The 23920-nt window shown below is 69.0% G+C and carries 17 protein-coding genes, 1 tRNA gene and 1 pseudogene; 9 read left to right on the top strand and 10 right to left on the bottom strand.

Features of this window, described 5'->3' with window-relative positions:
- Positions 1-9: 9 nt before the first annotated feature.
- Both M5C96_RS17580 and M5C96_RS17575 read right to left on the bottom strand, forming a co-directional pair.
- Positions 10-960, bottom strand: a pseudogene (locus tag M5C96_RS17580) (IS5 family transposase).
- Between the two features lie 4 nt (positions 961-964).
- Complete coding sequence (locus M5C96_RS17575; RefSeq protein WP_272564412.1) at positions 965-1093, bottom strand: hypothetical protein; 129 nt, start codon at positions 1091-1093, stop codon at positions 965-967.
- A gap of 57 nt (positions 1094-1150) precedes the next feature.
- On the opposite strand from M5C96_RS17575, the gene M5C96_RS17570 reads away from it, so the two are divergent.
- The 3 genes from M5C96_RS17570 to M5C96_RS26925 all read left to right on the top strand — a co-directional run bounded on the left by M5C96_RS17570 (position 1151) and on the right by M5C96_RS26925 (position 5490).
- Positions 1151-4675, top strand: coding sequence for a PLxRFG domain-containing protein (locus M5C96_RS17570; RefSeq protein ID WP_272564411.1), 3525 nt, complete (start codon positions 1151-1153; stop codon positions 4673-4675).
- Positions 4676-4957: 282 nt separating this feature from the next.
- On the top strand, positions 4958-5308 hold the full coding sequence (locus M5C96_RS17565; RefSeq protein WP_336297904.1) for a DUF1902 domain-containing protein: 351 nt from the start codon (positions 4958-4960) through the stop codon (positions 5306-5308).
- Positions 5218-5490, top strand: coding sequence for a type II toxin-antitoxin system HicA family toxin (locus tag M5C96_RS26925; RefSeq protein ID WP_442867322.1), 273 nt, complete (start codon positions 5218-5220; stop codon positions 5488-5490). The genes M5C96_RS17565 and M5C96_RS26925 overlap by 91 nt, the downstream gene beginning before the upstream one ends.
- Positions 5491-5759: 269 nt before the next feature.
- Here the strand turns inward: M5C96_RS26925 and M5C96_RS17560 are convergent.
- Positions 5760-5844, bottom strand: a tRNA-Leu gene (locus M5C96_RS17560).
- A gap of 43 nt (positions 5845-5887) precedes the next feature.
- Here M5C96_RS17560 and cysM point away from each other — a divergent pair.
- The 3 genes from cysM (at position 5888) to M5C96_RS17545 (ending at position 7705) form a co-directional block, all read left to right on the top strand.
- Positions 5888-6793: a cysteine synthase CysM gene (cysM, locus tag M5C96_RS17555; RefSeq protein WP_272564409.1), complete on the top strand. Its 906-nt coding sequence runs from the start codon at positions 5888-5890 to the stop codon at positions 6791-6793.
- A 108-nt stretch (positions 6794-6901) separates the two neighbouring features.
- Positions 6902-7447, top strand: a complete 546-nt coding sequence (locus M5C96_RS17550; protein ID WP_272564408.1) for an NUDIX hydrolase — start codon at positions 6902-6904, stop codon at positions 7445-7447.
- Between the two features lie 30 nt (positions 7448-7477).
- Positions 7478-7705 carry a sulfurtransferase TusA family protein gene (locus tag M5C96_RS17545; RefSeq protein WP_272548545.1) on the top strand — a complete coding sequence of 76 codons (228 nt, stop codon included), beginning with the start codon at positions 7478-7480 and terminating at the stop codon, positions 7703-7705.
- Positions 7706-7831: 126 nt separating this feature from the next.
- Here the strand turns inward: M5C96_RS17545 and galU are convergent, their stop codons facing one another.
- Positions 7832-8722 (bottom strand): UTP--glucose-1-phosphate uridylyltransferase GalU, encoded by an 891-nt coding sequence (gene galU / locus M5C96_RS17540; protein ID WP_272564407.1) that lies wholly within the window; start codon positions 8720-8722, stop codon positions 7832-7834.
- Between the two features lie 68 nt (positions 8723-8790).
- Entirely contained in the window at positions 8791-11685 is a 2895-nt protein-coding gene (locus M5C96_RS17535) for a valine--tRNA ligase (RefSeq protein ID WP_272564406.1), read from the bottom strand.
- Between the two features lie 295 nt (positions 11686-11980).
- Between M5C96_RS17535 and M5C96_RS17530 the strand changes: the two genes are divergently transcribed.
- Complete coding sequence (locus M5C96_RS17530; RefSeq protein ID WP_272564405.1) at positions 11981-13831, top strand: M48 family metallopeptidase; 1851 nt, start codon at positions 11981-11983, stop codon at positions 13829-13831.
- Between the two features lie 51 nt (positions 13832-13882).
- Here M5C96_RS17530 and M5C96_RS17525 read toward each other — a convergent pair whose 3' ends face one another.
- A complete protein-coding gene (locus M5C96_RS17525; RefSeq protein WP_272564404.1) occupies positions 13883-14509 on the bottom strand; it encodes a VOC family protein in 627 nt (208 codons plus the stop codon).
- 222 nt (positions 14510-14731) lie between these two features.
- Here M5C96_RS17525 and M5C96_RS17520 point away from each other — a divergent pair, with 222 nt between their 5' ends.
- Positions 14732-16486 carry an ATP-binding cassette domain-containing protein gene (locus tag M5C96_RS17520; protein ID WP_272564403.1) on the top strand — a complete coding sequence of 585 codons (1755 nt, stop codon included), beginning with the start codon at positions 14732-14734 and terminating at the stop codon, positions 16484-16486.
- 94 nt (positions 16487-16580) lie between these two features.
- On the opposite strand, the gene M5C96_RS17515 is transcribed toward M5C96_RS17520, so the two are convergent.
- Genes M5C96_RS17515 through hemC form a run of 4 tightly spaced genes read right to left on the bottom strand, consistent with a single transcriptional unit; the run spans position 16581 to position 20799 of the window.
- The gene (locus M5C96_RS17515; protein ID WP_272564402.1) at positions 16581-17858 is read right to left on the bottom strand and encodes a heme biosynthesis protein HemY; all 1278 of its coding nucleotides are present in this window, start codon (positions 17856-17858) and stop codon (positions 16581-16583) included.
- Positions 17859-17880: 22 nt separating this feature from the next.
- Entirely contained in the window at positions 17881-18987 is a 1107-nt protein-coding gene (locus M5C96_RS17510) for a uroporphyrinogen-III C-methyltransferase (protein ID WP_272564401.1), read from the bottom strand.
- Positions 18984-19829 carry a uroporphyrinogen-III synthase gene (locus tag M5C96_RS17505; protein ID WP_272564400.1) on the bottom strand — a complete coding sequence of 282 codons (846 nt, stop codon included), beginning with the start codon at positions 19827-19829 and terminating at the stop codon, positions 18984-18986. Before M5C96_RS17505 ends, M5C96_RS17510 begins: the two co-directional genes overlap by 4 nt.
- Before the next feature lie 31 nt (positions 19830-19860).
- Positions 19861-20799 (bottom strand): hydroxymethylbilane synthase, encoded by a 939-nt coding sequence (gene hemC, locus M5C96_RS17500; RefSeq protein WP_272569768.1) that lies wholly within the window; start codon positions 20797-20799, stop codon positions 19861-19863.
- 175 nt (positions 20800-20974) lie between these two features.
- Here hemC and ppc point away from each other — a divergent pair, with 175 nt between their 5' ends.
- Entirely contained in the window at positions 20975-23842 is a 2868-nt protein-coding gene (ppc, locus tag M5C96_RS17495; protein ID WP_272564399.1) for a phosphoenolpyruvate carboxylase, read from the top strand.
- Positions 23843-23920 lie beyond the last annotated feature (78 nt).

The following is a 23920-nucleotide window of genomic DNA, read 5'->3' as shown; positions in this document are numbered from 1 at the left end:
CAGACGGACCTATGCCACAGCAGTCACCGACACGGTGTGAGGACGGCCGATCTGACTGAACCGATTGAGCAAGGCCACGCGGACATGCAGCTCCACAACCTGGCGGTCGAACGTGCGCGCGATCACCCGTTCGCCCAGTCGCTTGAAGCAGTGCATCTTCGTCTCCACAAGGCTGCGCCGGTGGTAGCCGCTCCACTTCTTCCAAATGCCGCGACCCAGGCGCTGGCACGCCCGAATGGCCTCATTACGATGCGCCGAGCCCGGACTCGACTTCTTCCAATGGCTGGCGTTCTTGCGGGGCGGGATCACCGCCATCGCGTGCCGCTCGGCAATGGCGTCCAGGCAGGCGCGCGTGTCGTAGGCGCCATCGGCACTGACGCTTTCGATGGATTCGTCAGTGGGAATCTGAGCCAGCAACCCGGGCAACATCGGCGCATCCCCAATGGCGTTGCTGGTCACCTCGATGGCGCGTATTTCCAGCGTCTGCGCGTCGATGCCCAGATGGACCTTGCGCCATTCGCGCCGGTATTCAGCACCATGCTTCTTGCGTTTTCACTCTCCTTCGCCCAGGAACTTGATGCCGGTGCTGTCCACCAGCAACTGCAGCGGCGAGTTGGTTCGCTGGTAGCTCAGTTCGACCTGCAAGGTCTTTTGGCGCCGGCAAACAGTGCTGAAGTCAGGTACCGGCCAGTCCAGCTTTGCCAGCCGCAGCAGGCTCTGCACCATGCCCAGCGCCTGTCGCAAGGGCTGGCCGAACAGGCACTTGATGCTCAGGCAGAACTGGATTGCTGCGTCCGAGAAGGTTCGGCTGCGTCCACGCCTGCCGGTCGGCGTGCCAAACCACTGCATGCCCTCATCTAGCCACATCGTCAACGAGCCTCGCGCTTTCAGCGCCGCGTTGTACGCCTTCCAGTTCGTCGTGCGGTACTTGCTCCGCTGCCTGTTCTTCGTCTCTGTCACGCAGTCAGTCTACGGGCATCAGCATCGCGATTTGTGCAACAAAGCCGGGGCGGCGATACCAGGCGAGGGCCGCATCGTCCTCGTGGCCTCCGCTCACGGGAGTGCTGACGCTATCGCTGAGACGGTTTTCCATGAGATGTTTCACCTGGGGGTGCGCAATGTGTTGCCAGCACCCGATTATGTGCAGTCCATGCTGGACTTGGCAAAGCGGGACAGCCGCGTGCAGGAGTACGCGGACCGGTGGAAGCGCGAGGCGCCGGACGCGCAGCAGCAGCTGCAGGCCCTGCGCGACCAGGGGCACACCGGCAGCGAACTGACGGCCCAGTACCAGGCCCTGGCCATCGAAGAAGGCCTGGCAGTGGTGGCTGAGGATCTGCGCGCCCAGAAGCAAGCCGGCACCCGCCTGGGTCTGCGTGTGCGCACCTTGGCCAACTGGCTGGCCGGCGTCGCCGAGCGCATGGGGATGGATGCCTTGGCCAAGCGGATCCGAGGCATGACCTACAACGAGGCCGAGCGCTTCGTGCTGCGTGCCATCGAGCACGCCGGTAGCGGCACTGGCGGCCCCGCAGGCGTGCGGTTCCGTGCGGTGGGCCAGACCCAGAGCCTGGCGTTTCAGCGCTGGTTCGGCGACAGCAAGGTGGTGGACGGCAATGGCCAGCCGCTGCGCGTGTTCCACGGCACGGGCGGCGACTTCAACGAATTCAGCCAGTCCCGGGCGGGCACCACGACGGGGGCGGCCAACGCCGGCATGGGGTTCTTCTTCACCGACCGCCCGGAGGTGGCCGGGACCTACGCGCGCATGGCGGGAGGAGCGCAGAACATCCTGCCGGTGTACTTAGCCCTGAAGAACCCGCTGCGGCTGGAGGCCAAGAACATGATGGAGGCTGATCGCATGCTGCAGTCCGGCCTGCAGGAGCGCCACGACGGCGCCGTCATTCAGGTGGCCATGCGTGATGGTGGCAGCCAGACGGTCTACATGATCCGCGAGCACGGGCAGGTCAAGTCCGCTACGGGTAACCGGGGCACCTTCGACCCGAACAGCGCCGACATCCGGTACCGCGCGCGCGACGAGAACCCGACGGCCGAGCGGTTGGGCAAAGCGCTCCAGTCCGTGACCATGACCAACCTCAAGCAGCAGGCCGACTACAAGGCCGCCGACTACCGTGGCCTGGGCCTGCAGCTGCTGGGCCGCCGGCAACTGGTCGACGTGTACGGCGGCCTGCTGCCCCAGCTGCGCACGTACAGCGACCTGATGGCGCGTATGGACGCCGACAAGAACGAGGCCGGCTCCGGCGCCGACCAGTTGGCGCAGGACTGGGCCAAGCTGCCCGACGAGCGCGCGCTGGCCGAGCTGATGCACGACTCCACCCTGGCGCAGATCGACCCGTCGCGTGACTTCGTGGAGGGCGACAACAAGATCGACTGGACCAGGCTGCAGGCGCGCTACAACGCCCTGACGCCTGGCGCCAAGGACGTGTACGCCCGTGCGCGGGACACCTACCGCCAGCACATGCGCGACGTGCGCGGCGCGATCAAGGAGCGCATCAAGCGCACCGAGCTCAGCTCAGAGCGCAAGGCAGCCATGCTCAAGCGTATGGACGACGAGTTCTTCGGCCACATCAAGGGCGTGTATTTCCCGCTGGCCCGCTTCGGCCAGTACGTGGTGGTGGTCAAGGACGCCGAGGGCAAGGTGGCCAACGTGAGCCGGGCTGAAACCATGGCCGAGGCGGATGCCGCGCAGGCACAATTGCAAAGCGCGTTCCCGACCAGCAAGGGTTACACGGTGGGCAAGGTGCTCAAGGCCAAGGACTTCGTGGCCGAGCGTGACAGCGTGGGCCGCGGCTTCATGGAGCAGCTCTACGGCGTGCTGGACAAGCAGGGCATGGACAGCAAGCAGCGCGCCGAGCTCGAGGATGCGCTGGGCCAGCTGTACCTGTCCTCGCTGCCCGACCTGTCGTGGGCCAAGCACGGGATCCATCGCAAGGGCACGCCCGGTTTCAGCCAGGACGCCCGCCGGGCCTTCGCTCAGAACGTGTTTCACGGCGCCAGCTACTTGGCCAAGCTGCGGTACGGTGACCGCCTGCAGGACGAGCTGGGCGAGATGCAGCGCCGCGTGGATGCCGGCTCGACCGACAGCGGCTTCGACTCGGTGAAGGCACAGCAGGTGGTGGACGAGATGGTCAAACGCCACGATGCCGCCATGAACCCGAAGACGAACGCGGTGTCCACTGCTCTCACCAGCCTGGGCTTCATGTTCCATCTGGGCCTGTCGCCGGCGTCGGCCATGGTGAACCTGACCCAGACTGCGCTGGTGGCCTACCCGGTCATGGCGGCGAAGTGGGGCTTCAAGAAGGCCAGCGCCGCGCTGCTCAAGGCCTCGGGCGAGGCCGCCCGCGGCAAGAACGACATCACAGCCAGCCTGAGCGCGGAAGAAAAGGCCGCCTTCGACGAGGCGGTGCGCTCCGGGGTGATCGACGTGACCATGGCCCACGACCTGGCCGGTATCGCTCAGGGCGAGGACCAGAACGTGTCGTACAAGCTGCGGCCGGTCATGCGCGCTGCGAGCTTTCTGTTCCACCACGCCGAGAAGTTCAATCGCCAGGTGATGTTTGTGGCGGCCTACCGTCTGGCGCGCGAGGCCGGCGCGGGCGAGAAGGCAGCGTACGAGCAGGCTGTGCAGGCCACCTACGACGGCCACTTCGACTACAGCTCCAACAACCGCCCCCGGGCCATGCAGGGCAACGTGGCGCGGGTGCTGCTGCTGTTCAAGCAGTACGGCCAGAACATGGTCTACACGCTGGCGCGCAATGTCCACCAGTCGTTGAAGGGCGCCACGCCCGAGGCGCGCGCACAGGCGCGCAAGGCGCTGGGCGGCCTGCTGACCATGCACGGCCTGGCCGCAGGGGCCCTGGGCCTGCCCATGGTCACGACGCTACTCGCCGCAGCCTCGATGCTGGGGGGTGACGACGATGAACCGTGGGATGCACAGGTGGCGCTGCAGAACATGCTGGCTGACACCTTCGGGCAGAAGCCGGCCGAGGTGCTGGCCCACGGCCTGTCTCGGCTGACCCCGTGGGACGTCTCGGGCCGGGTGGGCTTGGACAAGCTCATTTTCCCGGACGTGCAGGAGGGCCTTGAAGGGCAGCGCCTGGGCGAATCCGCCATGGCCGCCGCCCTGGGGCCGGTTGCCGGCATCGGAATCAACGCCCTGAAGGGCGTGCAGTTGATGGGCGAGGGCCAGTACCTGCGCGGTCTGGAGTCGATGGCACCGAGCGTACTGCGCGGGCCGCTGAAGTCGCTGCGCTACGGCTCCGAGGGCGTGCGCGACAAGTCGGGCATCGTGGTGCAGGACGAGGTGGGCAGCGCCGCGCTGCTGGGCCAAGCCGCCGGGTTCTCGCCGTCCTCCGTGCGCAATGCATACGAAGGCAAGTCGGCCATCGTGCAGCACGACCGGGCGTTGCAGGCGCGGCGCAGCGCCTTGGTCGAGCAGTTCGCCATGGCGGCCATGGCCGGAGATGAGGAGGGCAAGGCTGCTGCCCGTGAGGACATCGCCAGGTTCAACGAGAAGAACCCCAACCGCCGGATCCAGGCGATGCAGCTGGCCCAGAGCGTGAACCAGCGGCAGAAGCGAATCCGGGAAGCGGAGGAGGGGGTCTACCTGCCGAGCAAACGGCGAGACGCGCTGGAGGCCGGGCGGTTTGCGGCGCCAGACTGAGCGCGTCCGAAATCCGGACGCGCCTGATCGCCCTATGCAGTGGTTAAAACCGGCGCCGTGTCGGATTTGCCTTGGCCAAGTCGCAAGACGGCCACCTTCGCGCACCGGCTTCAGCGGCACGTTGCAAACGCCGCCAGATCAAGCGCGCAGGATTGTTGGAGAGCACCCGAGATAGAGAGCTGCTCACGGGGCAGCGCACAACATTGCCAATGTGGTCGGAGCGTAAGAAAGCAACGAAACCCGAACTTGTTGATTACCCCTAATGCCCCTTATGGCCCCTTAATGACCCTTAATGCCACCATAGTGATACCATTTGGTTCGTCGAGACGTTCTCGGCGCAAGGGTTTAGCAGGAGAAATTACTATGTACCGAGTTGGCTTTCCGGGGTGGAAGGTCGCTGCCCGTTTGGGCATTCCATTGCTTGTCAGGGTGGAAGTGGTGGAGGATCGTCAGGCAGGTGTATTCGTGGCGACCAGCCCAGATTTACAGGGCCTTGTAGTTGAGGCCCCATCTGTTGGGGAATTGCTCAAATCCCTGTACGAATGCACAGATATGCTCCTGGAGGAGACTCTGCAGAAACCATTGAAGAAGCGTCCCGTCGCAGCTTGGGACGGGGCAGTGCTACCTGCATGAACGGGTACTACAACCAAGTCGCAGCCGTACTTAAACAGTACGGCTTTTTTGTTTCCAGACAGAAGGGGTCTCATCAGACCTGGACCAATGGGGCAATAGCGGTGACAGTCTCAACGAACTGCGCTTCTCGTTTCACTGCCAATGCGATCATGAAACAGGCTGGGCTGTCGGAGCGCTTTTAATCGGAGAGGCCTGCTTCGGCGGGCTTTGTGCTTTCTGGTGTCCACCGATGGGCTTTGCCTTCTGCGCCGACTGGCAAAGTGTGGCTCGCGACACACCCAACGAGTGGAGTTCTTCGAATTCAGATCGAAAAAGTCTGCTGTCTTTTAGCCTGAAGGCCTGCCAGCAGCGAGCGAAGAGTAGGAGGCGGAACGTCCAGCCGTCTCCACTTTGCGGAACACGTGCGGAACTAAATGCGGAACGCATTCCTAAAACCATAGCAATGCGGCCATGGTGCCCGGGGCCGGAATCGAACCGGCACGCCTTGCGGCGGGGGATTTTGAGTCCCCTGCGTCTACCAATTCCACCACCCGGGCGACGCGAAGATCGAAGCCGCGAATTATGGCACAGTAGCGCGCTATGAAGACCTATCCCACCATCGAAGACGCGATTGGACACACCCCCTTGGTCGCGCTGCAGCGCATCGGCGCGCAAGAGAACGCAGAGCGCGGCACCGTGGTGCTGGGCAAGCTGGAGGGCAACAATCCGGCCGGGTCGGTCAAGGACCGGCCTGCGCTGTCGATGATCCGCCGGGCGCAGGAGCGCGGAGACATCCGGCCGGGCGACACGCTGATCGAGGCCACCTCGGGCAACACCGGCATCGCGCTGGCCATGGCCGCGGCCATCAAAGGCTACCGCATGGTGCTGGTGATGCCGGAAGACCTTTCGGTGGAGCGCGCGCAGACCATGAAGGCCTTCGGCGCCGAGCTGATCCTCACCCCCAAGAGCGGCGGCATGGAGTACGCCCGCGATCTGGCCGAGACCATGGTCAAGCAGGGCAAGGGCGTGGTGCTGGACCAGTTCGCCAACCCCGACAACCCGCGCATCCATTACGAGACCACGGGCCCCGAGCTGTGGGAGCAGACCGAAGGGCGCATCACCCACTTCGTGAGCGCCATGGGCACCACGGGCACCATCACGGGCGTGTCGCGTTTCCTGAAGGAAAAGAACCCCGCCATCCAGATCATCGGCGCGCAGCCCAAGGAGGGCTCGCGCATTCCCGGCATCCGCAAATGGCCGCAGGAATACCTGCCCAAGATCTACGACCCGAGCGCGGTGAACGAGACGATCAACGTGGGCCAGGACGACGCCGAGGACATGTGCCGGCGCATGGCGCGGGAAGAGGGCATCTTTGCCGGCATCTCGGCGGCGGGCGCCTGCTGGGCCGCGCAGGAGATCGCGCGGCGCGAATCCAATGCGACCATCGTCTTCGTGGTCTGCGACCGGGGCGACCGCTACCTGTCCACGGGTGTGTTCCCGGCGTGAGCCGGCCGCTGGGATGCCCTGGATGGGACGCCGCCCCGGTGTTCAGGCTGAAAAAGGCCGCATGCCGGGGTATTCATTGCCTTATCTGCTATTGAAAATGTAGCGCCTATGTACGAAACCCGTTTCTGCACCCACTGCGCCACGCCCCTGGCGCGCATCACGGTGGCCGAGGATGGCGGCGATGTGGAGCGCCTGCGCTGCCCGGCCTGCGGCTGGACGCACTGGAACAACCCCACGCCTGTGCTGGCGGCGGTGGTGGTGCGTGACGGGCAGGTGCTGCTGGCGCGCAATGCGGCCTGGGCGGGCAAGCAGTACGCGCTGATCACGGGCTTCATGGAGGCGGGTGAGACGCCGCAGGAGGGCATCACGCGCGAGATCAAGGAGGAGACCAACCTCGACGTGAGCGCGCTGGCGCTCATCGGCGTGTATGACTTCCAGCGCATGAATCAGGTCATCATCGCCTACCACGCGGTGGCGCACGGCGAGGTGCGGCTGTCGCCCGAACTGGTGGACTACCGCCTGCTGGCGCCCGAGGCTGTGAAGTGCTGGCCGGCCGGCACCGGCTACGCCCTGGCGGACTGGCTGCGAACCCAAGGCATCGAACCCGAATTCGTGGATCTGTTCCGCAGCGGCGCAGCCCCTTCCGCTGCTTAGAATGGGGCTCATTCGCCCAGGAAGCATGTGATGGACATCCACAAGGAAATCGACACCCGCGGTCTCAATTGCCCGCTGCCTATTCTCAAGGCCAAGAAGGCCCTGGCCGACATGGTGAGCGGCCAGTTGCTCAAGGTGGTCTCCACCGACAACGGCTCGCTGCGGGACTTCCAGGCGTTCGCCAAGCAGACGGGTAACGAGCTGGTCGAGCAGCAGACGGTGGGCGACGAATTCATCCACCTGCTGCGCCGGCGCTGAGCGCCAGCAGGGCGGCCTTTCCGTTTCAGCCGCTGATCCGGCCCGGCACCGCGCCGACGCAGCGGTGGCCGGGCCAATTTGCGTCTGGGCCCTCAGTGCTGGGCCGCACCGGGCCCCGCGCCTGTTTCAGATATCCACGGTCTTGAGGTATTCGCGGAAGGCGGCACCCACCTGAGGGTGCTGCAGCGCCAGTTCCACCGTCGCCTCCAGAAAGCCTTCCTTGCTGCCGCAGTCGTAGCGCTTGCCTTCGTAGCGGAACGCGTACACGGCCTCACGCGCCATGAGGCGGGCGATGGCATCGGTCAGCTGGATCTCGCCGCCCACGCCCTGGGGCTGGTTGCGGATCTCGTCGAACACGCCGGGCGTGAGGATGTAGCGGCCGGCCACGCCCATGCGCGAGGGGGCGTCTTCCGGTGCGGGCTTTTCCACGATGCGGTCGATGCGGATCAGCGGGCCGCCGGCGGGCTCGCCGGCCACGATGCCGTAGCGGCGCACCTGGTCGGCGGGCACTTCCTGCACGGCCAGCAGCGAGCGGCCCTGCTTGCGGAATGCGGTGGCCATCTGCGCCAGCACGGGCTGGCCGCCGGGCAGGCCGACCATCAGGTCATCGGCCAGCAGCACGGCGAAGGGCTCGCGGCCGACCAGCGGCTCGGCGCACAGCACGGCATGGCCCAGGCCCAGCGAGCGGGGCTGGCGCACGAAGGCGCAGTCCATGTCGCTGGGGGCGACCGAGCGCACCAGTTGCAGCAGGTCGTTCTTGCCGGCGGCTTCGAGTTCGTTTTCCAGCTCGTAGGCGGTGTCGTAATGGTCTTCGATGGCGCGCTTGCTGCGGCCGGTCACGAAGATCATGTGGCGGATGCCGGCGGAATAGGCTTCCTCGACCGCGTACTGGATCAGGGGCTTGTCCACCACGGGGAGCATTTCCTTGGGGGATGCCTTGGTGGCGGGCAGGAAGCGGGTGCCCAGGCCTGCCACGGGGAACACGGCTTTGCGGATCGCTGAAGTGTTGTCGGTCATCGATGGTCCTTCTTGGGGTCGGTCAGTCGGTGTCGTAAAGGGTGAACGTGGGGGCGAAGCCCGCGCTATCAAGCCAGCCGGGCCAGCTGGTCGCGCAGGCGGGCCAGCGTGGCGCCGAAATCGGCCACGCGCTTTTTCTCCTGGTCGATCACGGCGGGCGGTGCCTTGGCCACGAAGGCCTCGTTGGACAGCTTGGCCTGCGCCTTGGTGATCTCGCCGTCGATGCGGGCGATCTCCTTGGACAGGCGGGCCTTTTCGGCCGCCACGTCGATCTCCATGTGCAGGCACAGGCGGACGTCGCCCACCACGGCCACGGGCGCGGCCTGCGCGGCAGCGGCCCAGGCGGCATCGTCCTCGAACACCTGCACCTCGCTGAGCTTGGCCAGGGCCTGCAGCGCGGGCGCGGCCGAGCGCATGAAGGCCGCATCGCCCACGGCATAGAGCGGCAGGCGCGTGGCAGGCGAGACGTTCATCTCGCCGCGCAGCGTGCGGCAGGCGTCCACGAAGGCCTTCAGGCGCGCCACGTGGGCGATGGCGGCTTCGTCGACCTTCTCCAGCTGCGCCTGCGGGTAGGTGGCGATGCTGACCGACTCGCCCGCACGGCCGGCCACGGGCGCGACCTTCTGCCACAGGGCTTCGGTGATGAACGGGATCAGCGGGTGCGCCAGGCGCAGGATGGTTTCCAGGGTGCGGATGAGCGTGCGGCGCGTGGCGCGCTGCTCGGCCGGCGTGCCGGTCTGGATCTGCACCTTGGCGATTTCCAGGTACCAGTCGCAGAATTCGTTCCAGACGAAGTCGTAGATCGTGTTGGCCACGTTGTCCAGGCGGAACTCGGCAAAGCCCTTGGCCACTTCGGCCTCGACCTGCTGCAGCAGCGAGACGATCCAGCGGTCGGGCTGGCTGAAGGCCAGATAGCCGCCGCCTTCGCAATCGGCCGGGGTGTGCTCCTGCAGGCCGCAGTCCTGGCCTTCGCAGTTCATCAGCACGAAGCGGCTGGCGTTCCAGAGCTTGTTGCAGAAGTTGCGGTAGCCCTCGCAGCGCTTGCTGTCGAAGTTGATGCTGCGGCCCAGGCTGGCCAGCGCCGCGAAGGTGAAGCGCAGCGCATCGGCGCCGTAGGCGGGAATGCCCTCGGGGAACTCCTTTTGCGTGTTCTTGCGCACCTGGGGCGCGGTTTCTGGGCGGCGCAGGCCGGTGGAGCGCTTTTCCAGCAGGGGGTCGAGCGCGATGCCGTCGATGAGGTCCACCGGGTCGAGCACGTTGCCCTCGGACTTGCTCATCTTCTTGCCCTGCGCATCGCGCACCAGGCCGTGGATGTACACGTGCTTGAACGGCACGCGGCCGGTGAAGTGCGTGGTCATCATGATCATCCGGGCGACCCAGAAGAAGATGATGTCGTAGCCCGTCACCAGCACCGAGGAGGGCAGGTAGAGGTCGTAGTCCTTGGTGGCGTTTTGATCGTCAAGCGCTTCGGGCCAGCCGAGCGAGGAAAAGGGCACGAGCGCGGCGGAATACCACGTGTCCAGCACGTCCTCGTCGCGCGTGAGCCGGGCGCCTGCACCGGCCTGAGCCTGCGCCTCGGCCTCGTCGCGCGCCACGTACACGTTGCCCGCTTCGTCGTACCACGCCGGGATCTGGTGGCCCCACCACAGCTGGCGGCTGATGCACCAGTCCTGGATGTTGTTCATCCACTGGTTGTAGGTGTTGACCCAGTTCTCGGGCACGAACTGCACCTCGCCCGAGACCACGGCGTCGATGGCTTTCTGCGCGATGCTCTTGCCGGTCGGGTCTTGTTCGCTCACTTTGCCCATCGCGACGAACCACTGGTCGGTCAGCATGGGTTCGACCACCTGGCCCGTGCGGGTGCAGATGGGCACCATCAGCTTGTGCTTCTTGGTCTCGACCAGGGCGCCCGCGGTTTCCAGGTCGGCCACGATGGCCTTGCGGGCCACGAAGCGGTCCAGGCCCTGGTACTTGGCCGGCGCGTTCTCGTTGATGGTGGCCTGCAGGGTCAGCACGATGATCATCGGCAGGTTGTGGCGCTGGCCGACCTGGTAGTCGTTGGGGTCGTGCGCGGGCGTGACCTTGACCACGCCGGTGCCGAATTCCTTGTCCACGTAGGCATCGGCAATGATGGGGATCTCGCGGCCCACCAGCGGCAGCGTCACCGTCTTGCCGATGAGCGTGGTGTAGCGCTCGTCCTCGGGGTGCACCATCAGCGCCACGTCGCCCAGCATGGTCTCGGGGCGGGTGGTGGCCACCGTGAGGCTGCCGCTGCCGTCGGTCAGCGGGTAGGCGATGTGCCAGAGCGAGCCGTCCTTCTCTTCGTTTTCCACTTCGAGGTCGGACACGGCGGACTGCAGTTTCGGGTCCCAGTTCACCAGGCGCTTGCCGCGGTAGATCAGGCCCTGCTGGTACAGGCGCACGAAGGTGTCGGTGACCACCTTGGAGAGCTTGTCGTCCATGGTGAAGTATTCGCGGCTCCAGTCCACGCTGTCGCCCATGCGGCGCATCTGCGTGGTGATGGTGTTGCCGCTGTGTTCCTTCCACTCCCAGACCTTGGCGACGAAGTTCTTGCGCGCCTCGGGCGGTGTCGGGCCCATGTCGTGACGGCTGATGCCCTGCTCCTGCAACTGGCGCTCCACCACGATCTGCGTGGCGATGCCCGCGTGGTCGGTGCCCGGAATCCACGCCGTGTTGAAGCCCTTCATGCGGTGGTAGCGCGTGAGGCTGTCCATGATGGTCTGGTTGAACGCATGGCCCATGTGCAGCGTGCCCGTCACGTTGGGCGGTGGCAGTTGGATGGAGAAGGCGGGCTCGCCCGCCTGGGCCTGGCGCGAGCCACGGTAGCCCGCATCGCCATAGCCCCGGCGTTCCCACTCGGGGCCCCAGTGGGCCTCGATGGCAGCGGGCTCGAAGGATTTGGACAGGCTTTCAAGGCCGGGTTGGTTCAGGGGCGAGCTCATGGGGTCTGGTGGGTGCAAGAAGAGGCCAACGGGCAGGCGGCTGCCTGGGCTTCGGGTCAGGAAGGGGACCGGGCATTTTAAGGCAGCGGCACCAGCGCTCCGCGGGCGCTGGGCCCGGCGGGCGGGCCGGATCTGCTATCGCTTTGTTACCTTTTACCGAAGGCTGCAAGGGGATGTGAGCAAGATGGCTGCCGATAATCGTCGGCCTCGGAGCCATCGGGCGCACCCGCCAGGGGGTGGCCGGCTCCGTGCCGTGCCGCCAAGGTCCCATTCCCATTCCAACAAATCCGCACCCATGGCCCTTCATCCCTCGCTGCGCGCCGGTCTCGGCAAAGCCTTTCTCTGGTCGGTGCTGTCGCTGTTCGCGGTGCCGCTGGTCACCCTGTTCTTCGCGAACCATGTGCAGCGCGACCTGGACGCCAGGTTCCTGGTCGCCATCGAATCGCGCATCGACGCCGCCACGGACCTGTCCCCGGCGAACCGGCAGGAACAGAAGGACTACTACCGAGCCCATCCGCCCTCCACGATCTGCACCGACCGCACGCCCGATGCGCAGGAATACCGCGAGGCCATGTGCCCGCCGTACTCCAACAATTGGCAGTTCTTCGTGGCGCGCACCGTGGCGCTTTGGACGTTGGTGGCCGGCGCGCTGGTGCTGGTGGCCGCGCTGGCGCTCGGGGCGCTGGCCTTCGTCAACCGCCGGCTGCAGCATGCGAGCTTCGTGGCCGGCTGGCGCCTGATGACCGCCGCGAGCGCGCTGGAGGTGGTGGTGCAGGGCGCGATGGTGGCCTGGCTGTCGTTCTGGGTGACGGCGTATTTCTGGCACCGCTATTCGCCCAAGCTCATCATGGCGGTGGCGATCGGCGTGGCGGTGGCCGTGGTGCTGGCGGTGGTGGGCATCTTCAAGCGGGTGAACCGCCACAGCGAGGTCGAGGGCGAGCTGGTGCAGGAGGCCGACGCGCCGCTGCTGTGGCAGCGCATCCGCCACATGGCCGCGCGGCTCCAGACCGCGCCGCCGCAGCACATCGTGGCCGGCATCGACGCCAATTTCTTCGTGACCGAAGCGCCCATCCACGTGGCGGGGCAGGCGCTCACCGGGCGCACGCTGTTCGTCAGCATTCCGCTGCTGCGCCTGCTCGACCAATCCGAGGCCGACGCGGTGTTCGCCCACGAGCTGGCCCACCTGGGCGGCGGCGACACCGAAAGCAGCGCGCGCCTGGGGCCGAAACTAGTGCAGTACGACCAGTACCACCATGCCATGCGCACCTCCGGCCTGACGGCGGTGGTGTCCCCGCTGCTGGGCCTGTACCGCCTGATCTTCGAGTGGGCGCTGGCCCGCGACAGCAGGGCGCGCGAGTTCCAGGCCGACCGCATCGCCGCGCAGCTGGTGTCGCCCCAGGCCATCGGGCAGTCGCTGGTCAAGATCGCGGCCTATGCCAAGTACCGCCACAAGATCGAGAGCGACCTGTTCGACAAGGAAGAGCAGCTGGCGGGCGATCTGGGCATCGCGCACTTCATCTCGAGCGGGCTGCCGCCCTATGCGCAGTCGGCGGAGTTCCGCACCGCGATGCAGACGGCCAACGTGCCCCATCCGTTCGACACCCACCCGCTGATGCCCGAACGCATCCGCAACGTGGGCTGGGTGCTACCCGAATCGGACTACGGCGCCATCGTGGTGCGGCCGCCCGAGCGCACCTGGGCGCAGGACATCCTCACGGCAGACGCCATCGAGCAGCGCCTGTGGAGCGACTACGAGCAGGCCTTCGCGCAGGGCCATGAACGCAGCCTGGCCTATCGCTACGAGCCGGCCACCGCCGAGGAACTGGCGGTGGTGCTCAAGTACTTTCCGGCCCGGTCGTTCGCGCTGAAAGGCGGCCACACGGTGCAGGTGAGCCACGAAGGCATCGCCACGTCGGCCGATGGCACCACGGTGCCCTGGGACGCGGTGAAGGCCATGGCCTTCAAGGACAGCATCCTGGGCGATTCGCTCACCATCACGCACCCGGAAAAAAGCCTGCTGCGCGCCAAGAGCACGAAGCTCAAGCTGCCGGGCCTCAAGAAGGACAAGCAGCGCTTCAAGGCGACGCTGGAGCACTACTGGGAGCGCCACCAGGTCATGCGCGGGCGCGAAACGCTGGACGATTGAGCGGCCAGCCCCGGCCCCGGCCCCAGGCCGAGGTGCCGTGACGCGGGCCGGTCAACCCTTGGCGTACTCCGGCCGGTCGTTCTGCGCGGGCTTGAGCGGCGCGGCGCTCTTGCCCTCGGCGCGCTCCTTGCGCCACTGCTCCTTGCGCGCGGTCCACTCGTTCAGGCGCTGGTGGGCCACCGTGCTGTCCTTTTCCATCTGCTGCGCATCGGCCAATTGCGCCGACAGCTCCAGGCGAATGCCGTTGGGATCGAAGAAGTAGATGCTCTTGAAGATGTGGTGATCGGTCACGCCGAGCACTTCGACGCCATGCGCCTCCAGGCGGGCCTTGGTGTTCTCCAGCTCCTGCACCGTGTCCACGCGGAACGCGATGTGGTTGACCCACAGTGGGGTGTTGGGCGAGGGCTCGGCCTTCACGTCGTCGCCCAGGTCGAAGAAGGCGATGAACGAGCCGTCCTTCAGCCGGAAGAAGAAGTGCGTGTAGGGGCAGTACTCGCCCGTGCTGGGCACGTGGTCGCTCTGGATGATGTGGTAGAGCGGCAGGCCCAGGATGTCTTCGTAGAACTGCCGCGTCTCCTCGGCGTCGCGCGCCTTGTAGGCGTAGTGGTGCAGCTGCTGCACGGCGGCGGGCGGGGGCAGGGTGGACAGGTCGGGTTTCGGTCTTGGCACGGCGTTCATGGCGGTCTCCGTCGGGTGGATCTGAAAATTGTACTATTCGTAATGCATTTCACCTAAGTGAATTTGCGTTGCCGGTCCTGCGGCCGTATAGTCCGGCCCTTCGATCGCTCCGATCGCCGCCACCGAGGTTCTTCACCCATGCGCCTGTAAGCCCCCTCCGTCCGTTCCGCTTTCCCCCTCCGATCCGGGGAGGCGGCCGATTCGATGGCTTGGAGCTCGACCATGGCGACATTCAACGCGGACGCCCGTCCGCACCGCGGTGCAGCGCGCACCGCATCCGTTTCCCTTTCCTCTTCTTCCACGTCTTCTCCCCTGGCGGCTTGCGCGCCGGTGCGGGAGGGCGCGCTGCTGCGCCTGGCCCGGGTGCAATGGCGGCGGCCCGACGGCGAGGCGCTCTGGGCCGAGCCGCCCACACTCCACCTCGCCCCCGGCATCACCGGCCTGGTGGGCGACAACGGCGTGGGCAAGAGCGTGCTGCTCGCCCTGGCGGCCGGCACGCTGGCGCCGGCTTCGGGCACGGTGGAGCGGCCGGGCCGCCTGCACGCGGTGGACCAGCACCGCCCGGGTGGCACCGTGGCGGCGCTGGCGGGCATCGACTCCGTGCTGGGGGCGCTGGCCCGGCTGGAGGCCGGGCAGGGCGATGAAGCCGACCTGCTGCTCGCGGACGGGCAGTGGGACTGCGCGGCCCGCTGGCAGCGCGCGCTCGACGGCGTGGGGCTGGGCCACCTGTCCCCGGATCGCGAAGCGGCCTGCCTGAGCGGCGGCGAGCGGGCCCGCGTAGCGCTGGCGGGCGCTTTTCTTTCGGGTGCCGACGTGCTGCTGCTGGACGAGCCCACCAACCACCTCGATGCGCCCGCCCGGCGCTGGCTGCTGTCGGCCCTGGCGGACTGGCGGGGCGCGGTGCTGGTGGCCACGCACGACCGCGCGCTGCTGGAGGCGGTGGACCGCATCGCCGAGCTCACCCCGCAAGGCCTGCGCCACTACGGCGGTGCGTGGGATGTCTATGCGGCGCAGCGCGATGCCGAGGCCCAGGCGGCCCAGGCCGCGCTGCACCATGCGCGCGCCGAACGCGATGCCGCACAACGCGATTTGCGGCGGCAGCACGACGCGCAGATGCGGCGGGCCGCCCGCGGCCGCGCGGCAGCGCAGGACGCGAACCAGTCGCCGCTGCTGCTGGGCCTTCAAAAAAGCCGTGCAGAGGCCTTCGCGGGGCGGGAGCATGTGCGCCGCGAAGAGTCGGGCGAGCGGCTGGATGCCGCCGTGCGCGAGGCTGCCGGCCGGTTGGCGCCCGCTGCGGCCCTGGCACTGCCGCTGCCGGCCAGCGCCATCCCGCTGGCCAAGCCGGTGCTGCGGCTGGAGCGCGCCGTGCCGCCCCTGCCGTGGTCGCCACGGCGCAGTAGCCAGCCCCAGGCGCTCGACGGGGTGTGGAGCGGGCCGGTGCGCATCGCCATCACCGGCCCGAACGGCTGCGGCAAGACCACGCTGCTGCGCATGGTGGCGGGGCATCTCGCGCCCGCCTCGGGCCGGGTGCAGTGCATGGTGCGCACCGCCTGGCTCGACCAGCACAGCGCGGCGCTGCTGCCGCCGGGGCTGAGCGTGCTGGAGCGGCTGGCGCAGACCGGCTCGCCGCTGTCGCCCGCCGCCTTGCGCACCCGTCTGGCGCAGCTGGGGCTGGACGCCGCCTGCGTGCAGCGGCCGGCGGGCACCTTGAGCGGCGGGGAGCGCATCAAGGCCGCGCTGGCCTGCGCGTTGTGGAGCGGCGATCCGGCGCAGGTGCTGCTGCTGGACGAGCCCACGAACCACCTCGATGCGCGGGCCGTGGCGGCGCTGCAGTCCGCGCTGGCGTCGTTCACCGGCGCATTGCTGGTGGTGTCGCACGACCGGCATTTTCTGCAGGCGATTGCGCCGCAGGTGGTGTGGACGTGGGAGGAGGGCGGCTGGAATCTGGATGCGGCACCGTCAGTCGCGCTGGCGTAACGCGTCCCACGGCCAAGAGCGGAGCGCGGCCTTGAGCGGCCGCAGAGGGGGCGGAGGGCGCAGGCCCCGGCACGGCGCCTGGGCCCGGCTTGTGTCAGGACGCCAGGACCGCGTTCTTCCAGGCCGCGGCCGCCGCCGTGGCGTCGCCGCGCTGCTCGGCCAGTTCGGCCAGGTGGCGCCACGCGCTGCAGCGCAGGCTGGCATCGCCCAATTGCCCCGTGGACTGGGTGAACAGTTGCTGCGCCTTGCCCCACAGCTGGCGCCGCAGGCAGGCCATGGCGGCCAGGTACTGCAGGCGCGCATCGCGGGGGTTGGCCTGCTGGGCCGATTCGATGCGGGCGAGCCAGGCGGCGTCGAGCGCGTCCAGGTTGTTTTCCAGGGCGCGCACCAGCTTGAGCGCCTGGTGGTCGGGAATGGCGTGCGGCAGTTCCACCATGCGTTCCCACACGGGCAGCAGCCACTGGCGTACCTGGCCGGCGTCGCCGCCCAGGGTGCTCAGGCGCTGCGCCGCGTGGATGGCCAGCTCGGGCATGGCGCGTTCGGCGGGCTCCAGCGACATCCAGACCTGTTGCAGCTGGGCCGGGTCGTGCGCGCCGTTCAGCAACTCCATGGCCAGGCCGCGCACGATGCTCTGCGCCGCGGCGGGTGAAAACGCCCGGTGCTTGCCCAGCAGCCGCGCGGTCTCCAGGGCTTCCTGCGTTTGATGGGCCAGGCGCGTGGCCTTCAGGCGCGCGCGCAGCGCCAGCGTGCGCCGGGCCGCGCCTTGGGGCAGGGCGGCCAGGCGTTCGAGCGCGGCGTTGGCATCGCGCTCGTCCAGCGACCAGCGGGCCGCGCGCAGGTGCGCGCCTTCGCGCAGCTCCAGCTCGGTGACCGGCGCGCGGTCGGGAATGTTGTTGAGCGCGTTCTGCAAATGCGCCTCGCGCGTGGCGCGGTCCTGCAGGGCGTGCGAGCTTTCGGCGGCCACCAGATGGGCCAGCGTGCGCAATTGGCGACCGTGCGGCACGGCCTCGCCCGAGGCCTCCAGCGCGCTCTCCTGCGCGAGGGCGGCGGTGGCGGCCTTGCGCGAGCGGATGAAGCGCCCGGCCAGCAGCTGCGACAGCGCATCGAGCAGCGCCGCGTGCATGGAGCGCTCCTTTTGCTGGGCGCGCCAGCGCCGCGCCTGACGAGGCAGCTCCAGTAGCGCGGCCAGGGCACGCAGCGCCGCATACAGCGTGGCGAAGCCACCGACCAGCAGCAGCAGGACGAGGTTGAGCGAGAGATCGACGCGGTAGGGCGGCCAGAACAGGGTCACCGTGCCCTGGTTGTTGCCCGCGAACAGCGCGGCCGCGACGGCCACGCCAAAAAGTGCCAGAAACCAGAGTGCGGCGCGCATGGGTGGGCGGTCCTCCGGCGGCTCAGCGGCCCGCCGCGGCCGTGGCCAGGGCGGACAGGGTTTCGTCCAGCGGCGGCAACTCGGCCGTGCGGATGTGCGACTGGGCCTGCTGCAGCACCGTGGCGGCCATCTGCGTGCGGCGCGACGCGGGATCGAAGTAGCGGTTGAGCGCGGCGCTGGCGGCGGCCAGGTCGGCGCGGGCCGAGTCGAGCTGGCGGGCCAGCACGCCCAGGCGGGCGTTCATGAGCTTGAGCTTCAGGTTCTCGCGCAGGAAGAACGCCTGGTCGGGCGACACCAAAATGGCCTCGGGCCGATCGATGCGGCTCACGCGCAGCAGGCCGCGGGCCTCGTCGCGCACGACCTCCCACGCGCGCTGCAGCGCGGACTGCCACCAGGGGTTGGGGGCCGCAGCCGGCGCGGCGGCGTCGCTCGCGGACACCTGGGCGTTCATGCGGCGCGTGGCCGCGGCCTGGGCGACGGCGTTCTGCAGGGGCAGCTCGTCCACCTGCCGCACCAGATCGTCGAGCCGCGCGAGCAGGCCGGCGGTGTCGGTCACCTGGGCGGCGCCGATGCGCTCCAGGTCGCGACCGATGGCGCGCGACAGGGGTGCCAGGCGGGGCTGGGCGGCGCGTTCGATGCGCTGGTTGGCGCTCTTGAGGGCGGCCACCAGCGGCTCCAGGCTGCCGGTCAACTGGGCCTGCTGCTGGGCCAAGCGGATGCCGGATTCGATGTCCACCACCAGGTTCTCGTCGCGCGAGCGCGACAGGCTTTGCATCAATTCTTCGAGCTGGGCGCGCTGCAGGGCCACTTCGCTCACGCGGGTTTCGTTCACGGTGAGCCGCGCGGCGGTTTCGCGAGAGACGTCCAGTGCCTGGTGGGCGAGGGTGCGGGCTTCGATGGCCTGGGTGCCGGAGTCGGCGGTCTGCCGCGCCAGCTGTTCCTGGATGGTGTTCAGGCGCTGCCACAGCAGCACGCTGCCCAGCAGGCCGGCCGCGGCCACGAACCCCAGGGTCCAGAGCGCGTAGCGGTTGCCGCTGGCGCCTTTCGCGGGCGCTGCGGGCACGGCCGCACCGGAGGGCGGGGCGGCCAGCGGTGGGGCGGCGGGGGCGGAAGCGGGCTCAAAACTCATGGGTGCGATTCTATCGAGGCGACCACGTCGTCCAGGGCGGGCCGGCACTGGCGCACGGCCCCGAAGCCCAGGGCGTCGGCGGCCTGCGCGATGCGGGGGTGGGTGACCAGCGCGCGGGCCTCGCGCCAGTCCTGGCCGGGCAGCGCGGCGGCGAGATGGGCGATGGCTTCGGAGCTGCTGAACAGCCAGAGCGAGCCGTCCGTGGCGGCCTGCGTGGCCAGGGCCTGCTGCGCGGGCGTGAGCTGCGGCGCGGCGCGCTCGTAGGCGGCGACGAACTCCACCTGCCCGCCGGCCGCGGCGATCTGCTGCGCCAGCCATTCGCGCCCGGTGCCGCCCTGGGCGGCGTCCGACGGGCCGTCGGCCTCGCCCTGCGCGCCGCGCACGATCAGGATGCGGTCGCCGGGCTGCACCTGCGGCTGCACCCGCTCCCACAGCGATTCGGAGTCGAACTGCCCGGCCGTGGCCGCGGGCTGGTCGATCCGCGCGGCGGGCATGCCGCCGTCCCGCAGCGCCTGGGCGGTGCCGGGGCCTGGGGACCATGCTCTTGTTTTTATAGCGATATGCCCTAGTGGATCATGCGCTGGAGGCCGATTGGACTCGAAGAAATAGCGCACGGCATTGGCGCTCACGAACATCACCGCGCGGTAGTCGCCAAAGCCCTCGCGCGCCCGGCGCAGCGCGGCGACCGCGTCGGGGTGGCTGCAGCCGGCGATGGCGATCAGGGGCAGGGCCGTGGCCTCGATGCCGCGCGCGTGCAGGGCCACGACCCATTGCGCGGCATCGCGCTCGGGCCGCGTGACGATGGCGCGGCGGGTGGGGGGCGTGCGGGCGGCGAGGCTCAAGGGCGGCACCAGGGGCTGGCGGGCGTGGGGCTCAACCCGCGGGCCGCGCGCCCTGCGCGCACAGTTGCGCCGCGGCGTCGCTGCCCAGCGCGTCGGCCTGCGCCAGCGTCTGCACCGCACCGGAGACGGTGGCGCGCACCAGCGGCAGCACGCCGTGCGGGTCGCCCCAGGCGGCGTCGAGCTGCAGCGTGCCGTCGGCCCGCCAGTGCGAGTGCGCGGCCAGCGGCATGGAGCAGCTGCCGCCCATGGCGCGGCTCACGGCGCGCTCGGCCGTCACGCCCAGCCAGCTGGGCAGGTGGGCCAGGGGCGCCAGCGCGGCGATCACGTCCTGCCGGTGGCTGCGCACCTCCAGGCCCAGCGCGCCCTGGCCGGCGGCGGGCAGCATTTCGGCGGGCTCGAACGTGGCCCGGATGCGGTCGTCCAGGCCCAGGCGCTTCAGGCCCGCGGCGGCGAGCACGATGGCGTCGTACAGCCCTTCGTCGAGCTTGCGCAGGCGGGTGTCGAGGTTGCCGCGCAGCGGCTCGATCTTCAGGTCGGGCCGCAGGGCCTGCAGCAGCACCTGGCGGCGCAGGCTGGAGGTGCCCACCACCGCGCCCTGGGGCAGGTCGGCCAGGCGCGCGAAGCGGTTCGAGACGAAGGCATCGCGCGGGTCCTCGCGCTCCATCACGGCGGCCAGGTGAAAGCCGTCGGGCAGCTCCATCGGCACGTCTTTCAGCGAGTGCACGGCGATGTGCGCGCGGCCTTCCTCCAGCGCCACTTCCAGCTCCTTCACGAACAGGCCCTTGCCGCCCACCTTGCTGAGCGTGCGGTCCAGGATCTGGTCGCCCTTGGTGGTCATGCCGAGCAGCGTCACGGTGTGGCCGCGTGCCTGCAGCAGGGCGCGCACGTGCTCGGCCTGCCACAGGGCCAGGCGGCTTTCGCGGGTGGCGATCACGAAGGGGAAATGGGTGGGGGTTTCGAAGGGGTTCATCGCGGTAGGAGGGCCGCCGGGCACGGGAGGAAGGCAGGGGGTGCGCGGGGCGGGTGCGCCGGGCGGCGCGGCGGGTGCGCCGGGCGGCGCGGGCAGCGGGGATGCTAGCATGGGCCCGCAGCAGCCGCCGCCCTCTGTCCATGATGCGCCCGAGCGCGCAGGAGACCTTTTCCGCATGAACGCGACCCCCCGCAAGACCGACGCCGCGCCCGCACCGGCCGCCCCCCGCAGGACCGACAAGGACCTGCCGCTGATTCAGGACATCCGGCTGCTGGGCCGCATCCTGGGCGACGTGATCCGCGAGCAGGAAGGGGTCGCCGCCTACGACCTCGTGGAGCAGGTGCGCAAGCTGTCGGTGGCCTTTCGCCGCGATGCCGACCAGGAGGCCGACAAGGCGCTCAAGAAGCTGCTCAAGGGCCTGTCGGGCGACCAGACGGTCAGCGTGATCCGCGCCTTCACCTATTTCAGCCACCTGGCCAACCTGGCCGAGGACCGCCACCACATCCGCCGCCGCACCGTGCACGAGCGCGCGGGCAGCGCGCAGGAGGGCAGCATCGAGGTGGCGCTGGCGCGCATGCGCTGGGCGGGCATCGCGCCGCGCACCATCTCGCAGACGCTGGCCAGGAGCTACGTGGCGCCGGTGCTCACCGCCCACCCGACCGAGGTGCAGCGCAAGAGCATCCTGGATGCCGAGCGCGACATCGCCCAGTTGCTGGCCGAGCGCGGCGACATCCAGGTGCGCGCGCAGCTGTACAACAGTGCCAAGGACGCGCTCACCCCGCGCGAGCTGGCGGCCAACGAGGCGCGGCTGCGCGCCCGCGTGGCCCAGCTGTGGCAGACGCGCCTGCTGCGCTATACCAAGCTCACCGTGGCCGACGAGATCGAGAACGCGCTGTCGTACTACGAATCGACCTTTCTGCGCGAGATCCCCAAGATCTATGCCGATCTGGAGCGCGAACTGGGCAACCAGCCCGTGGCGAGCTTCCTGCGCATGGGCCAGTGGATCGGCGGCGACCGCGACGGCAACCCCAACGTCAGCGCGGCCACGCTGTCGCTGGCGCTGGGCCGGCAGGCCGAGGTGGCGCTGCGCCATTACCTGACCGAGGTGCACTTTCTGGGCGGCGAGCTGTCGCTGTCGGCCCGGCTGGTGCAGGTCTCGCCCGACATGCAGGCCCTGGCCGAGCGCTCGCCCGACCACAGCGAGCACCGCCAGGACGAGCCGTACCGCCGCGCGCTCACCGGCATCTACGCCCGGCTGGCCGCCACACTGCGCAACCTGACCGGCGGCGAGGCCGCGCGCCATGCGGTCGCGCCGCAGAACCCCTATCCCGATGCCGAGGCCTTCCTGGCCGACCTGCGCGTGATCGAGGCCTCGCTGCGCTCACACCGCGGCGCGGCGCTGGCCGCCGAGCGCCTGCACCCGCTGGTGCGCGCGGTGGAGGTGTTCGGCTTTCACCTGGCCACCGTGGACCTGCGCCAAAGCTCCGACCAGCACGAGAAGGTGATCGCCGAGCTGCTGGCCACGGCGCGCGTGGAGCCCGATTACGCGGTCCTGCCCGAGGCCGACCGCCGCGCGCTGCTGCTGCGCCTGCTGGCCGATGCCCGGCCGCTGCGCGTGGTGGGCGCCACGTATTCCGAGCACACCACGGGCGAGATCGCCATCTTCGAGACGGCGCGGCAGATGCGCGAGCGCTTCGGCCCGCAGGCCATCCGCCACTACATCATCAGCCACACCGAAACCGTGAGCGACCTGCTCGAAGTGCTGCTGCTGCAAAAGGAAGTGGGGCTGATGCACGGCACGCTCGATGCCGTGCCGCCCGTGCCGGGCAGCGGCGCCCGCGCCGCCACCACCGACCTCATCGTGGTGCCGCTGTTCGAGACCATCGAAGACCTGCGCAACGCCGCGCCCATCATGCGCGAGCTGTACGCCGTGCCCGGCTTCGCCGCGATGGTGCGGGCCAGCGGCGCCGAGCAGGACATCATGCTCGGCTACAGCGACAGCAACAAGGACGGCGGCATCTTCACCAGCAGCTGGGAGCTGTACCGCGCCGAGATCGCGCTGGTGGAGCTGTTCGACGAACTGGCGGCCAGCCACCGCATCCAGCTGCGCATGTTCCATGGCCGCGGCGGCACCGTGGGCCGCGGGGGCGGGCCGAGCTACCAGGCCATCCTGGCGCAGCCGCCCGGCACCGTGCGCGGGCAGATCCGCCTGACCGAGCAGGGCGAGGTCATCGCCTCCAAATACGCCAACCCCGAGATCGGCCGGCGCAACCTGGAGACCCTGGTCGCCGCCACGCTGGAGGCCACGCTGCTGCAGCCCACCAAGCCCGCCACCAAGGACTTCCTGGAAGCGGCGGCGCAGCTGTCGGTGGCCAGCATGGGCGCCTACCGCGCGCTGGTGTACGACACCCCGGGTTTCACCGATTACTTCTTCAACTCCACGCCCATCCGCGAGATCGCCGAGCTGAACATCGGCTCGCGCCCGGCCTCGCGCAAGCCCAGCCAGCGCATCGAAGACCTGCGCGCCATTCCCTGGGGCTTCAGCTGGGGCCAGTGCCGGCTCACGCTGCCGGGCTGGTACGGCTTCGGCGCCGCGGTGGAAGCCTTCGTCAAGCAGCCCGGCCAGGACCCCAAGGCGCAGATGGCCCTGCTGCAGAAGATGTACCGCCAGTGGCCGTTCTTCGGCACGCTGCTGTCCAACATGGACATGGTGCTGGCCAAGAGCGACCTGGCCCTGGCCTCGCGCTACAGCGAACTGGTGGCCGACACGCGCCTGCGCAAGAGGGTCTTCGGCGCCATCGAAGCGGAATGGCAGCGCACCGCCGATGCGCTCACCCGCATCACCGGCGACAAGCACCGCCTGACGCACAACACTGCCCTGGCCCGGTCGATCCGCCACCGCTTTCCGTACATCGACCCGCTGCACCACCTGCAGGTCGAACTGGTGCGCCGCTGGCGCGGCGGGCAGGGCGACGAGCGCGTGCAGACCGGCATCCACATCTCGATCAACGGCATCGCGGCGGGGCTGCGCAACACCGGCTGACGGCGGGGGATTGGGCGCGGCACGGGAGGGGCCGCGTGCCGTGGTATGGAATCTGCTTGGGTTCCCGCCATCCGGCGC

Origin of the sequence: Acidovorax sp. GBBC 1281 (assembly GCF_028473645.1) — a bacterium.
Classification (GTDB): Bacteria; Pseudomonadota; Gammaproteobacteria; order Burkholderiales; family Burkholderiaceae_C; genus Paracidovorax.
The sequence above is the reverse complement of the archived record's forward strand: the minus strand, read 5'-3'. Positions and strand labels throughout refer to the sequence as shown.